Annotated in this window: 15 protein-coding genes and 1 pseudogene; 4 read left to right on the top strand and 12 right to left on the bottom strand. The window is 34.0% G+C overall.

The genetic code is table 11. The features are described from left to right. Position 1 precedes the first annotated feature (1 nt). From lysC to GLP24_RS04740, 4 genes are read right to left on the bottom strand one after another with little or no spacing between them, the layout of a single operon-like run. The gene (gene lysC / locus GLP24_RS04755) at positions 2-226 is read right to left on the bottom strand and encodes an Rz1-like lysis system protein LysC (RefSeq protein WP_232598881.1); all 225 of its coding nucleotides are present in this window, start codon (positions 224-226) and stop codon (positions 2-4) included. Continuing rightward, positions 207-596, bottom strand: a complete 390-nt coding sequence (locus GLP24_RS04750) for a hypothetical protein (RefSeq protein ID WP_232615606.1) — start codon at positions 594-596, stop codon at positions 207-209. Before GLP24_RS04750 ends, lysC begins: the two co-directional genes overlap by 20 nt. Continuing rightward, on the bottom strand, positions 583-1,119 hold the full coding sequence (locus GLP24_RS04745; protein WP_232598883.1) for a lysozyme: 537 nt from the start codon (positions 1,117-1,119) through the stop codon (positions 583-585). Before GLP24_RS04745 ends, GLP24_RS04750 begins: the two co-directional genes overlap by 14 nt. After that, on the bottom strand, positions 1,097-1,312 hold the full coding sequence (locus GLP24_RS04740; RefSeq protein ID WP_232575563.1) for an HP1 family phage holin: 216 nt from the start codon (positions 1,310-1,312) through the stop codon (positions 1,097-1,099). The genes GLP24_RS04745 and GLP24_RS04740 overlap by 23 nt, the downstream gene beginning before the upstream one ends. A 208-nt stretch (positions 1,313-1,520) precedes the next feature. On the opposite strand from GLP24_RS04740, the gene GLP24_RS04735 reads away from it, so the two are divergent. Beyond that, the gene (locus GLP24_RS04735) at positions 1,521-4,523 is read left to right on the top strand and encodes an NACHT domain-containing protein (protein WP_232615605.1); all 3,003 of its coding nucleotides are present in this window, start codon (positions 1,521-1,523) and stop codon (positions 4,521-4,523) included. A 33-nt stretch (positions 4,524-4,556) separates the two neighbouring features. On the opposite strand, the gene GLP24_RS04730 is transcribed toward GLP24_RS04735, so the two are convergent. Genes GLP24_RS04730 through GLP24_RS04710 form a run of 5 tightly spaced genes read right to left on the bottom strand, consistent with a single transcriptional unit; the run spans position 4,557 to position 7,653 of the window. Beyond that, positions 4,557-5,150 carry a hypothetical protein gene (locus GLP24_RS04730; protein WP_232615604.1) on the bottom strand — a complete coding sequence of 198 codons (594 nt, stop codon included), beginning with the start codon at positions 5,148-5,150 and terminating at the stop codon, positions 4,557-4,559. After that, positions 5,147-5,872: an ATP-binding protein gene (locus GLP24_RS04725; protein WP_232615603.1), complete on the bottom strand. Its 726-nt coding sequence runs from the start codon at positions 5,870-5,872 to the stop codon at positions 5,147-5,149. The genes GLP24_RS04730 and GLP24_RS04725 overlap by 4 nt, the downstream gene beginning before the upstream one ends. Next, positions 5,869-6,747, bottom strand: coding sequence for a hypothetical protein (locus GLP24_RS04720; RefSeq protein ID WP_232615602.1), 879 nt, complete (start codon positions 6,745-6,747; stop codon positions 5,869-5,871). Before GLP24_RS04720 ends, GLP24_RS04725 begins: the two co-directional genes overlap by 4 nt. A 47-nt stretch (positions 6,748-6,794) precedes the next feature. Beyond that, the gene (locus tag GLP24_RS04715; RefSeq protein ID WP_232578135.1) at positions 6,795-7,364 is read right to left on the bottom strand and encodes a toxin YdaT family protein; all 570 of its coding nucleotides are present in this window, start codon (positions 7,362-7,364) and stop codon (positions 6,795-6,797) included. 52 nt (positions 7,365-7,416) lie between these two features. After that, positions 7,417-7,653, bottom strand: coding sequence for a hypothetical protein (locus tag GLP24_RS04710; RefSeq protein ID WP_232598887.1), 237 nt, complete (start codon positions 7,651-7,653; stop codon positions 7,417-7,419). A gap of 103 nt (positions 7,654-7,756) precedes the next feature. Here GLP24_RS04710 and GLP24_RS04705 point away from each other — a divergent pair, with 103 nt between their 5' ends. From GLP24_RS04705 to GLP24_RS04695, 3 genes are all read left to right on the top strand, one after another. Next, entirely contained in the window at positions 7,757-8,452 is a 696-nt protein-coding gene (locus GLP24_RS04705; RefSeq protein WP_232578839.1) for a S24 family peptidase, read from the top strand. Between the two features lie 185 nt (positions 8,453-8,637). Then, positions 8,638-9,021 carry a hypothetical protein gene (locus tag GLP24_RS04700; RefSeq protein ID WP_232615601.1) on the top strand — a complete coding sequence of 128 codons (384 nt, stop codon included), beginning with the start codon at positions 8,638-8,640 and terminating at the stop codon, positions 9,019-9,021. Positions 9,022-9,031: 10 nt separating this feature from the next. Further along, positions 9,032-9,373: a helix-turn-helix transcriptional regulator gene (locus tag GLP24_RS04695; protein WP_060999139.1), complete on the top strand. Its 342-nt coding sequence runs from the start codon at positions 9,032-9,034 to the stop codon at positions 9,371-9,373. 450 nt (positions 9,374-9,823) lie between these two features. On the opposite strand, the gene GLP24_RS19830 is transcribed toward GLP24_RS04695, so the two are convergent. The 3 genes and pseudogenes from GLP24_RS19830 to GLP24_RS04685 form a co-directional block, all read right to left on the bottom strand. Continuing rightward, on the bottom strand, positions 9,824-9,991 hold the full coding sequence (locus tag GLP24_RS19830; protein WP_331254160.1) for a hypothetical protein: 168 nt from the start codon (positions 9,989-9,991) through the stop codon (positions 9,824-9,826). Between the two features lie 148 nt (positions 9,992-10,139). Continuing rightward, positions 10,140-10,916 (bottom strand): annotated as a pseudogene (locus GLP24_RS04690) (IS256 family transposase). A gap of 179 nt (positions 10,917-11,095) precedes the next feature. After that, positions 11,096-12,484, bottom strand: coding sequence for a hypothetical protein (locus GLP24_RS04685; RefSeq protein WP_232615600.1), 1,389 nt, complete (start codon positions 12,482-12,484; stop codon positions 11,096-11,098). Positions 12,485-12,574 lie beyond the last annotated feature (90 nt).

The following is a 12,574-nucleotide window of genomic DNA, read 5'->3' as shown; positions in this document are numbered from 1 at the left end:
GTTATGGCTCTCCCTCTGTAATGGGTAACGCCGCACAGTGTGTTGGGTCGTTATAACAACGGCGTAGGTTTTCAATTTGTGCAGCACACAGCGAGAAATGGTGTAACCATACTGGATCACGCTTAGCGGCTTCACCCCAAGTCATAGGCGGTTTATGGAAAGGTTGTTTACAGGAAATCAAATACGCAGCAGGTGGTTTGATATATTCAATTTTGTATTGAGTCACCACTTGCGGGCTTGGTGTAGTACAACCAATGACTAGCGTTAGGGATAGGCAAATCAGCACACTTTTCATGAGCAATATCCTTATCGATTTGACGTTGTGCTTTTAACGCTCGTTGTTGCCATTGCTGACGTTGACGTTCGTTATGCTCAGCCGCTAATCGTTCTTGGTGGGATGCTTGCTCTAAACGGGTAATAGTAGATTGCATCGACTGATTAACGTCTACCAACTGGTTTGATTTGGTTTGCTGTTCCACAACCAGTGCTTGAGCCGCTTCCAGCTTTTGCACTGTCTGTAAATACATCCACACCAACATCGATAACGCCGTTAATACACCAACAACCCCGATGAGCTTGAACTTACTGATAGCCATGCAAGCACACCTTTTGCTCTGCTAAACGGCGTTTAACGATGCCAGCACAGTGACTGCTATCAAGTCGACAATCTTTACCATTCACAAATACCCACCGTGGAAATTCATTACAGGCAGCGGTTAACTGCCCTGATTTAAGTTTCTTGAGATAGGTAGAACTGCGAAAGTTGCCAGCCCCGAGGTTAAACACAAATGACACTGCCATATCGTATTGAGGGCCAGCAGGTAATTTAACTTGCCGATTAACCACCTTTTCCGCCGCGCTGATATCTTCAATGTACCAATCTGCAATGGTTTCGGTGGTCACTTTGTCGCCTTGTTTTACTCCTTTGGTATGGCCTAACCCTGCGGTCCAACGGTCGGCACTGCATTGATAGGCGGATGATGAACACCCTTCTAAATCACTGATAAACGCTAATCCATCAGGGCTGGTTTTTAAATCAGGATTTGTACCAGCAACAACCGCCAGCACACTAGCGACCAAGCAGCCAATAACACCACTAGTCTTCTTCAATTTGCTCATAAACTTTCTTCACCTCTGGATGGTTTTGCAGGGCTTTGAGGGTTCGATATCGATAAAACCAGTTAATACACGCAGTAAATACGGTGGCAAAAATAGAGATGAGCACCCCTATTTCGTTCATGGAAAGACCAGAGGCTACACCGGTTAAACCTGCCCAAAGGTAGGCAAACCAGCTGATAACTTTCTCTCTCATAGGCGAATTTCAGACATAAAAAAACCGCCTCAAGGGACGGTTATGGATTTAATGGAATCCTAAAACGACAAAACCCCACCGAGTAGGTGAGGTTCTGCAATGTGGGGATTAGACGGCATAATACACAAAATGTCAACACAACATGGTGCATAGTGGCAAAATTTAGTTTAACATGCTGATTTTAAAGTTAACTTTTAGGATATACTACTTGTTTACAAACATAGACTCCAAACACAAACTCTTATTATTAATCTTTGTTATTGGATTGGTTACTATTATTAGCAGTTATTATATATCAGGAATTTTACTTACCATTATTAGTAGTATCTTTATTTTATTTTTCTTATATATAACTAAAAATATTTGGGCTCCTGTTCATAGTAAAAATAAAATAAGGATGGCATCACTAACAATAATATGGTTAGTGGCTTCCATTTTATTATTTGATAATAAAATATCATCAATGATAACATCATCATTGCTAAATCCTCTTTTTGATAATTTGTTAAAAAACATACCAATTTTAAAAAATATAAGAGTAACTGATGGATTATCATCATCAATAATTCTTATTTTTGTTTTATTTGGGATTGCTATTATAAACTATTTCATGAGAGACAAATCAGTTATGGGAGAACATCCTACTTCCCTAAATAATGAGTTCCCTCAAAAAGAATATAAGGATACGTTACCTTCATTTTGTAATGTTTTAAATAACAATATAAATAAAATAGATATAGAAACAAATTGGAGTTCAGAGTACTTCACTCCATTAAATGCAGAAGTTGAAATTATAACAGGAAATAAAAAAGAAAGAAAAGTCACAGATTTATTAAAAGCAATTCAATCAGACAAAAAAAGCCAAGTGTTTTTAATTCTAGGCGACCCAGGTTCGGGGAAAAGTGTTGCTTTAAGGAAATTATGCTCAGAAATGATTAAGGAAGTTCAAAAAACAGGTCGAATTCCTATTTATATTAATTTAAAGGACTGGATTACAGAAACACCATGGAGTGATAAAAATCCTCCTACACAAAAAGATCTTTTATTTTTCATTAAAAACTCATTAAAAAGTGAATTAGATGTTTTTGGGTGTGAGTTTATAGATGAAAATTTTGATGATATGTTTAAAGATGGTAGATTATTTATTATTCTTGATTCGTTTGATGAAATACCATCATTACTTGATGAAAATGAAAAATCTTGGTTAGTTGACCATTTATCTGATCTTATATATAAAACATTAGCTGGAACTCATGTATCTCGTGGAATTTTAGCATCAAGAATATTTCGAAAACCAACTCAAAAATTCCAAACAAACACAACGTTAGAAATAAGACCTTTTAACGAAATACAAATAAAGTTAGCTCTTGAAAAATCAATTTCAATAGATAAAAAACAAATATCTAAAATATTTAAAGAGAGACCTGAGCTAATATCAATCGCTAGAAATCCTTTTACAACATCTCTAATATCTATGTATGTTAAAGACAATAAAAATAAATTACCCACAAAGCAATCAGACTTATATCAAAGTTATATTAATAAAAGATTATTTTCTGCTAACGATCGAATGAAAAAATATAACTTATCATCTGAAGATGTAATAAATTGTGCATCTGAAATAGCTTTAATTATGTTTAAAACACCAAGTTATGGTTTAGGAGCCCCCATTAATGAGTTAATAAAAGAAATACCAAACTATGATGTGAGAAATGTTACCAATATACTTGAATTTATTCGTTTAGGTAGAATTGGTGGTATTGATAATGATTCATTTAGCTTTTCTCATAGAAGATTTAATGAGTATTTAGTTGCAACTAAATTGTTAGAAGACAAAAAGTTAGTAAATTTAGAATCAATACCAAATGATTCTAGATGGCGAGATGCTCTCGTAATGTATTGTGAAATTGCTGATACTGATTCAGCAAGAAATATAGCCTTTTACTGCTGGAGTGAAATAAAAAAACTCTCTAACATCAAATATGGGATAACAAATAATCAATATATTAAATCAATACATTGTTTAAGGTTTATCAGAGATGCATTTCGAACTAGAAAAGATTGTCTATCTGATTTTATTCAACCGTTAACAGATATTATATTTGACCAAATCAATAATAATAAAAACATTGTTTCTCAAAAAATAATAATAGAATCAATAGGTATATTAGATGAATCAAATATAGATAATATAGTACATAAAGCTCTAAAAATAAATCACACATGGGTCCAAGATGAAGCATTTAAAGCTTGTAGAAATTTACAACAAATAAGTAAAAAACTCGCATATGAAACAACCAACTATATATATAGTATTTCTGATTTCGATTTTTTAAAACGAAATAACGAAATAATATTTTCTCTCTCTTTATCAGATGCATTTAAACAGGTAAAAAAAATAATAACCTGGCGAAAGAAAATCATTCAGCTAAATATTATCGCTCTAATTATATCTTTTATATTACAGCCTATAATTACTATTATTACAATCTCTGCCATTTTATTAAAATCAATATTTACAACATTATTAAGTAATACAAAAAAAACAAACAGACTAATTAAGATAGCAAAAATAGAATTGCTTTTATTAATCATAATATTCATTAACTCAAAAGACCTTTCTACATATGAATACTTTTACACATTACCTGAAAATCAAAATATTACATTATTTTATAATATAACTGCTGGATTGACATCATTAATGTTAATACCTTACTTTGATATGTACATGATCTTTAAGTCAATACAAATAAAATTCAAAGGTAAGGAAAAAATAAAAATTTTAAAAGAAATAATATCATTAATTAAATTACCAATATTAACTATGTTATTTATTTCTTTATTCCTATTTTTGGTTTTAAAGTTTATTGACAAGGAAACATTAAAATATATATTCTCTTTTATTTACCCTGTAATTATTAGTATAACACTATCGCTTTTCATTATATCATTTTCATATATAAGATATAATGAATTTAAAAAACTAAAAAATATTACTATAGGTAATTATATTGATAGAGATCTAATTTCAGATTATTTATCAGAAATGAGCACCTCTTGGGGAAGAAATAAATTAACGAATAAATTATTAGTTCATAAAACAATTCTCACAGGGAAATGGCATAATAATAATTTCCCAGAAGATCCTGGACAAGAATACATATCAACATTAGCAAGAATAGAAGAACATAGTTTGAACCTAAATTAAAAACCAAATAGAGGGGTTAATACCCCTCTATTTTTAATTAAACATTTCACTTACCATTCTTTCTTCCTTTATTTTTTTATTAACAGACATAACAACAGATTCCCTATTAAAATCAAGCCAATGTGTTAGTTTATTCAATATTTTATAATATTGCTTAAATCGACTATACGTAACAGGCAGAACTTGAGCAAAATAAGCAAATCGAGTTTCCTGAGTCCATTCAATTCGTCCATTTTTACAGCACTGACATTTGCGCTGATGATTACATTTTGAAAGCACTTTTCCTGCGCCATCACACTCCGGACACACTTGGCCGTTCTGTTGAGTCGCTTCAGCAATCGCGGTCGCACATAACGCCGTTAACGCCTTTTCAGGATAAACACCACGCCAATCTTCCATTAACCGTAATGTTTCACCCCTAGTCGCTATTTGCAGCTGTTTAAGTGCATGAACATCTCTTAGCCCTTCAACAAACAGTACCAACCACCCTACTGGCGATTCATGCCAGCATAGCCCCACTACCGCCAATTGTTCTTCTGCAGACAATAACGCTTTACCACCACCAGATAGAGGATCGTAGTTGATCCCTTTAATCGCAAATTTACTCAACAGGGTTTCGATTCTCATGCTGGTTGTGTTCCATTGTTAATTCTAAAACTTGACCAATTAAATGTTACCCACTTACCGTCTTCCATAATGCGGTCGACAGCTGCGCGGCCTAAAGTTGTTATAAGCTCATCACTCTGAAGGTTGGTAATCACCCCTGTTGGTTTTTCTAGGGTATAACGTTCATCAATGATGCGGTTTATCATTACTCGTTCGTTATTGCTGTTGTGCTGAACGCCCAATTCATCTATCACCAGCAAATCAACATTACTCAGAAAACGAATCAGTGCTGTTTCACTGGTTGCTGAGTCTTGACGGTAGGTATCACGAAATTTAAGCATCAATTCGGCAACGGTGATCACCACAACTGATCGGCGTTGCTGAAGTGCTTGATTGGCAATCGCACACGCTAAGTGATTCTTACCTGTGCCTGATGTACCCGCAAAGATAAAACCACCACATGTACGCCCATTCAGTAAATTATCCACAAACGTTTTTGATTCATTGAATGCATGTTGCTGACCCGCACTCTGAATCACGAAATTATCAAAGCTACAATGTTGATGACGCTTCTTGATACCTGAACGCCCTAATGCTTTTGACTCGCGTGTTTGTTGGTTTTGCTCATAGACATTTCTACCTAACTCTCTCGTTTCACGCTGATGGATGGCTTGCATTTGCTCGTAAGTGTATGGCTTCACATGTGCTGGCATGGCTTGCGCTAAACGTTGCATGATATTCATCGATAATCCTCCGGTGGACCATATTTGCCATCGCTGGCACCCATTCGCTGTGTGGCTGAGATTTGTTTATTAGTACGCTCTGCTGCCCACTTGTTGGCATTGCGCATGCCGTTACGCCAAGCGGCTACCCAATCTGAGTATTTACAATCACGGGCTTTCATCGCATCCGTCCACTGACACGTTGCCGCTTGTGCATCGAGCGTAAAACCTTGTGTTGCATACCACTGCTGCATCGGCTCGGTGATGGTGAAATCATCTCCCAATTCGGTTTTCAATTTACGCTGAGCACGAACAGGCTTGGTGTTACGTTCCTGTGATGTTGGTTGTGGCTGTTCAGTGATATCAGAATCTTGATAAGCATCCTCACAAGGGACTACAGGGTTATTGATCTGTATTATCGGATCTGTATTGGATCTGTTTATGGATTCGGTAATATTCCCGTTTCCTAGGTTTCGGTGAGATCCCCGAATGGATTCGGTAATATTCCCGTTTCCATTCGGTAAATTTACCGAATCGGAATTTTGACTAAAAAAGATGATTTCCATTAGCTTTGATTCGTTGAATTTGTAGTGCACTGTCGGTACACCATTTGCCTTCTTACGGGCTGTTTCTAGGCAATCAATTAAACGGGTTTTCAGCTTCTTTAATGCATAACGAACTTGATCGACAGAGAAGCCTAATTCATCCGCTAATTGCTCATGACGCTTATAGAACCAACCATCTGTTCTAGTTGTACGGCCTGACCAAAACACGAGCTGAGACAGCACTGCGGCTTGATTTAAATCACCCTTACAAAAACGAATGTAAACACGCGGAATACTGATGTTCGCTTCATTACCTGATAACTCGCGTATTGCATTAAATAGCCCAGCCATACTGCCCCCGTACCTGTATTGATGTAATGTTGATAACTTGATGACAATTATTCATGGCTGCCAGCCTTATGATTTTTAGCGGTCATTAAGGTTTCTAAATACCCCAGTAAAGGTTTATGAGAGCCTTCACTTTCTTGTACTTCACGGTAAGCAGCACGAAGCTGTTCAACAGTAGCGTTATCAGGTAACGACAATAACGATGACAATGCTTCGGATGATTCTTTGTTAAACATAGCCAATAGCTGATCACGTTTAGGTGTTTCACTCCCCATACCTATTACTGCTACGGAAAACCCGAGTGGATTTAAAAACGCATTGAGCGCATCAGAAGCTCGCTGTTTGGGTAAGGCAACCAAAATAGCCGGTAACAAATCCATCATGGTGGCTTTGGCTTCAATACTGGTTCGTTCTAAATAACGGAAAAAGTTTTGTTGGTTGTTCTTATCATCAGCCCCTACCGGTTTAAGCAATTGCTTTCGTTGTGCATCAACTTCAAATGGTAAATCCATGTTGTGATATTGACGGGCAACTTTTTGAGCAATGAACTCTTTACTGACTTCAGTACGCCATCCTTCAACAGCGTTACGCATAACGCTTTTTAGGCTCTGAATTGACATGCGGGTTTTCCTTAACTGTATAAATAACCAGAAGATTGACAATCATCTATAATCAGATTGTTTCGTTACTATTTTTCATTACTGGTAACTTAAAAATGGATGGTGATAAAACGACATAATCCAGTTGAGTTAATTCATGAGCTTGTTGCATTCGTCCTGATTTGGCAGGAAATTCTTTCTCTAACTCCCATTTCCGAAATGCAACAGGTGATACACCAAAAAAGTCAGCAGCTTTTTTCAAAGAACCATCAAAATACGTTGCCTTAACGTGAGTAACTACATTTTCCAAGTTAATAACCTCAAAAGTAACTATTAGTTACTAAATTAAACACTAACTGATAGTTATAGTCAATAGATGTAAAATAACCTTTGGTTAATTAATCGGTGGTTCTATGGTTTACGGTGAAGATAAAGCAAAAGAATTTGCAGACAGGCTGAATAGCATCTGTGATAGGAATGAAATTCCTGTTCGTGGTCGCGCCGGTTATTTAAAAGAAAGACTTCCATTTACCATATCACTTGTTGGTGTTAGAAAATGGTTAATAGGTGAATCAATTCCTGATACAAAAAAACTTGCTGACATTGCAACTCTACTAGAAAGTACAGTTGAAGAATTAATATCAGGGAATCAAGGTAATAGCATCACACCATCAGTAACGCCAATTAAACCAGATATAAACACTATACCTGTCAAAGCACGTTTAGTTCCTATCATTTCATGGGTACAAGCTGGTGATTTTTGTTCATCAGAAACACAAGTATTACCTTATGACTGTGACATGATTCTATGTCCAGAGCCTTCAGCATCAGATAAAACCTTTGCTTTACGTGTGGTCGGTGACTCTATGACCGCTCCTTTTGGGCGTACATATCCCGAAGGAACTATTATATTTGTAGATCCTGATAAAGAACCAATGGTTGGTAAACGTGTAGTAGCGAGAACCGCAAAAGGACAAACTTTTAAACAATTAGCTCAAAACGAATTTGGTGAATTATATTTAAAGCCTCTCAATCCCTCTCACCATCCTATCTTTGAAACAGATACCCATATTTGTGGTGTTGTAATTGGAAGTTACAATCCTGAATAATCTTCTATAAATCCTTATTTATTCGAATATTTCCACGAATTATCGTGGATTTTTTTTATCTTAAAATCATCATCATAATTAAGTTTTGTTTAACCATTAGTTATAAAAGTAACTAATGGTTATTGACACTGCCTAAATTTTGACTAAAATAACCAATAGTTACTTTTTATTGAATTAAGTTACCTATGGCGATTAATGATAAAAAACGTGAGCAAGCACGTAAACGCGCCCAACGTTTGAGAAATAAACGTAAAACCAATGGCGTGACCAGTTTCCCTCTCCCATTAAATAATATGGAGATCGAACGGCTAAATGAGATCTGTAAATTCTTCTCTTATCCCAATACAGCTTGTGATAACGCTGAAGCATTACAACTAATGATCCATCGTATTCATGGTGAGATGGAACAAATCAAACAATCACTAGGTACTTGCCAACATTGTGGTGAGTCATTACCGGAAGGATGTGCAAAATTAAAGGCAGGAGGCTTATTTAAAGGTGATGCCCGTTGCTGGCACACCATGAATCGAGTTCGTCTTGCTAATTTTGTTAGTACAACATGCGAATAAGGAATCAAACATGTTCGATTACAACAGCTACCCTACTGTAAACATCTCATATACCACAGAAAACAGCTTAAACGTGACACCGTCACACTATAAAAGTAAACAACAAAAGCAACTACCTGATTCACCGCCACCAGCAAAAACTTATGCTGAACTTAATGAGCAATCAACACATCTTTTAATTAGTCACATTGAAGTATTAGAGATGTTTCAAATCACAAGTCGAGCAACTATTTATAAGTGGCGACAAACACGCGGCTTCCCTGAACCAATTACACTTATGCCCTTACGTTGGTTACGTTCTGCCGTTGAAGAATGGAAGGATAATACCAGTCGGTTTGGGAAGCGGTTTTAGCAACAAAGCGATCTTGGTGAGAGATCGCTTTGTTTGTTTTGGTAATAACAGTCAGGGATAAATTATGGTAAGTATTAACTATGAACATTCACTAGATGAAAAAATCTTAGTTGTTTATGAACACGATTCCTTCAATGATATTCAAGATACATTATTAACGTGGTGTTGCCATCAATATATAAATTGCACATTCAAAGTTTATTTGAATAACTATCGCCATGAGCTAACTCATATTGGATTTGTAAAACTCAGCTATAACGACACTGATGCTGTATATGTTATTGAGCACTTCACTGTTAATCATGAAGAACTATCCAATCAATCGGACGCGGTTAAGAATAGAAAAATAATACCAGTCGGTTTGGATGGATAGGTCTTAGGAATAAGTATGGGTACAGTTCAACTTCGTTTCCAAATCCGACCCTGTAAATAATTCTGTGTAATTACCTTTTACAAGTGATCTTTTAAACAGCCTTCAAATTCAATAATAAAACGGTTCATCGCTACTTTCCAATTATGAATTGGCATCGACCATTTTTTTGATACTAACCGAATTGCCAAATAAATGACTTTTTTAGCCGAGTCATCACTTGGAAATACTTTTCGGTTTTTAATCACTTTACGAATAACACTATTCAGTGACTCAATAGCGTTCGTTGTATAAATCGCTTTCGTATTTAAATTCTCCCAATTATTTATCCACAACCTTGATATTTAGGATATTTTTCATCCCAACGTTCTAAAAAAGCATCTCGCTCCATAAGTGCTATTTTTCAGTATCTGCTTGATAGATTCGTTTTAAATCTTCGGTCATTGCTTTGTAATCCTTCCTGGATACAAATCGTAGTGAGTTCCTTATCATATGGACAATACAAGTTGGATAACAGTATTAATTGCATCAGGAAAGCCTTTAAGGACATCTATACAAGCAATTAGGATATCTTCAACGCCTCAGTTCTTTAATTAAGTTAAGGCATTAAGTTAAGGCATTAAGCCAAAACTTAACACCTTCATTTTCAGAAAACCACAAACCTAATAATGCTTTTTCTCCATCAAGATTAATCGCTAAAGCAAGAAAAACTGCTTTATTAATTACACGGTTATCTTGACGGATTTTAACCACAATACAGTCTAAATAAACAATGGGATAAAAACTGTCTAATGGCCTATTTTGCCATTCATTGACTTCGTTAATGACGGCATTATTAACTTTGGATATGAGTGTTGGTGAAATGTCTGCATTATACATTTCTTTAAACGAATCAACGATATCACCTATTGACATGCCTCTAGCATAAAGACTGATAATCTTGTCATCTATCGATGTAAAACGTGTTTGATTTTTCTTAACCAATTGTGGTTCAAAACTGCCTTCATGATCTCTTGGTGTATCGAGTTCAAATTGTCCATCTTCTGTTTTTAAAGTCTTAGTTGATGAACCATTTCGATAATTTATTGAGGTGTTTTTCTGATTTTTTTCATAACCCAAATGTTCATCAAGCTCTGCATTAAGAGCAGCTTCAACTGTTATTTTAGTGAGCATTTAACTGAAATCGAGGAGATCTTGATGAGATTTCAAACTTTTTGCAGCTTCCTTCGTAAAGGCTTCAAGTTCTTGCTTGGTCATAATTACCTATCCTTAATATAATTAAGTTAATGATAGGCAATTACACAGATTTTGAGACAGGATCATTAATAATTAGAATACTAAAATTTAATTGGTTATTTATATTCTTTATTATAATGGGCCTCAATTACTATTACCTTTTCTAGTATTTCTTTATTTTTGAAATTATTTTTATTTTTTAATATGTAATTATAAAGTTCTATAAATAGATCCTTACAATAATGTTTTTGTAATTTAATTAAATATATCTGTATTATAATTTTATGAACCGATTGATCTACTGGATCTATATTAATTATATGAAAACTATATGTGAGCGCCTGATCATATTCTTCTAAATTATTTTTCAAAAAATGTACGTAATTATAAAGAAAATCAACACTCTCTTTATTATCACCGATAAGATTTTTCCCAAGTTCAAATATATCACTTGCTAATTTATTATCGGGTATGTCAGATAAAAATAAACCTGCATTAATAAAAAAATTGAGACATCCATCTCGATATGCATCGAACATGTGTTTATTTATTAAGTTAACAATATAAAAATTATTTTCTGGTGAATTTTCATTACTATAACATGCAATGATATTAGATAACTGTACTATATTAAAATTCAAATTTAAAGCATGCTGAAAATTAATTTTTGCTTCTTCAAACTGATTCTCTTGAGCGAAAATTACCCCTAGCTTTAAATATAACCCTGCTCCATAAAAACCGCCTATAGAAGAAAAATCCTCTTGATATTGTTGACATATTTTTTTTAAACAAGTTTTATTTAAATCTAACTTAGAAAATAAATTTCTTTTTTCTTTTTCTTCTTTAGAACAAAAAATATTATTAAGCTCATTAATCATGTCACAATATTGGTTGTGAGGAAATATATCACTTATAATATTATTGTTAGATTTAACTTCTAGTTTCCTTGCCATTAATCGTAATAAATATGAAAAGCAAAAAATAATATGCGATAAATAATGATCAAAATAAACTAAATTATTTTTATCATTATAAAACTGAATATATGGGAATTCTGTTTTTTTATTTTCTAATAATTGAAAATAATTAAAATATGATTGTTTCACTTCTGGTTTTTGACTATCATGAGAAAAACGATTTTTTATTTTTCTAATTGGTTCTAACCAATCTAAATTTGCCAGATTAAATCTATCCTCTTCATTTTTATAAACCTCAAAAAACTTATCTTTTTGTTTTGGGGTAATACTTTTATTTTCAATTAAAGAAACTAACTCAAATAACTTATCCCTAAATGTTGATGAATATTGAAGAAAATTTTCTATATCACTAACAGATATATTATTTGAAGGTCTATCTAACAATTTAGTTAAATTTTCGATTAAAGACTCAGTTATACCATATATATTTTCATACTTTTTTCTATCGACGACAGATCTACTCAACTTGAAGTAGCTATTTATTACTGAAAATGAATTAGAAAAACCTATTTCATCATACACGATCATAACTTATCCTTAGGTATATCACAGTAAACTCATTTTAATGCAGATATATCAATTAAAATAAACTTTACCATAGGTCATAAAAAAAATTAT

The organism is Photobacterium carnosum, from assembly GCF_021236965.1.
Lineage (GTDB): Bacteria > Pseudomonadota > Gammaproteobacteria > Enterobacterales > Vibrionaceae > Photobacterium > Photobacterium carnosum.
The sequence above is the reverse complement of the archived record's forward strand: the minus strand, read 5'-3'. Positions and strand labels throughout refer to the sequence as shown.

Excerpts from the sequence above, each read along its gene's own strand:
- GLP24_RS04750 (WP_232615606.1), bottom strand. The coding sequence starts at position 596 with ATGGCTATCAGTAAGTTCAAGCTCATCGGGGTTGTTGGTGTATTAACG.
- GLP24_RS04745 (WP_232598883.1), bottom strand. The coding sequence starts at position 1,119 with ATGAGCAAATTGAAGAAGACTAGTGGTGTTATTGGCTGCTTGGTCGCT.
- GLP24_RS04740 (WP_232575563.1), bottom strand. The coding sequence starts at position 1,312 with ATGAGAGAGAAAGTTATCAGCTGGTTTGCCTACCTTTGGGCAGGTTTA.
- GLP24_RS04730 (WP_232615604.1), bottom strand. The coding sequence starts at position 5,150 with ATGAGAATCGAAACCCTGTTGAGTAAATTTGCGATTAAAGGGATCAAC.
- GLP24_RS04725 (WP_232615603.1), bottom strand. The coding sequence starts at position 5,872 with ATGAATATCATGCAACGTTTAGCGCAAGCCATGCCAGCACATGTGAAG.
- GLP24_RS04720 (WP_232615602.1), bottom strand. The coding sequence starts at position 6,747 with ATGGCTGGGCTATTTAATGCAATACGCGAGTTATCAGGTAATGAAGCG.
- GLP24_RS04715 (WP_232578135.1), bottom strand. The coding sequence starts at position 7,364 with ATGTCAATTCAGAGCCTAAAAAGCGTTATGCGTAACGCTGTTGAAGGA.
- GLP24_RS04705 (WP_232578839.1), top strand. The coding sequence starts at position 7,757 with ATGGTTTACGGTGAAGATAAAGCAAAAGAATTTGCAGACAGGCTGAAT.
- GLP24_RS04700 (WP_232615601.1), top strand. The coding sequence starts at position 8,638 with ATGGCGATTAATGATAAAAAACGTGAGCAAGCACGTAAACGCGCCCAA.
- GLP24_RS04695 (WP_060999139.1), top strand. The coding sequence starts at position 9,032 with ATGTTCGATTACAACAGCTACCCTACTGTAAACATCTCATATACCACA.
- GLP24_RS04685 (WP_232615600.1), bottom strand. The coding sequence starts at position 12,484 with ATGATCGTGTATGATGAAATAGGTTTTTCTAATTCATTTTCAGTAATA.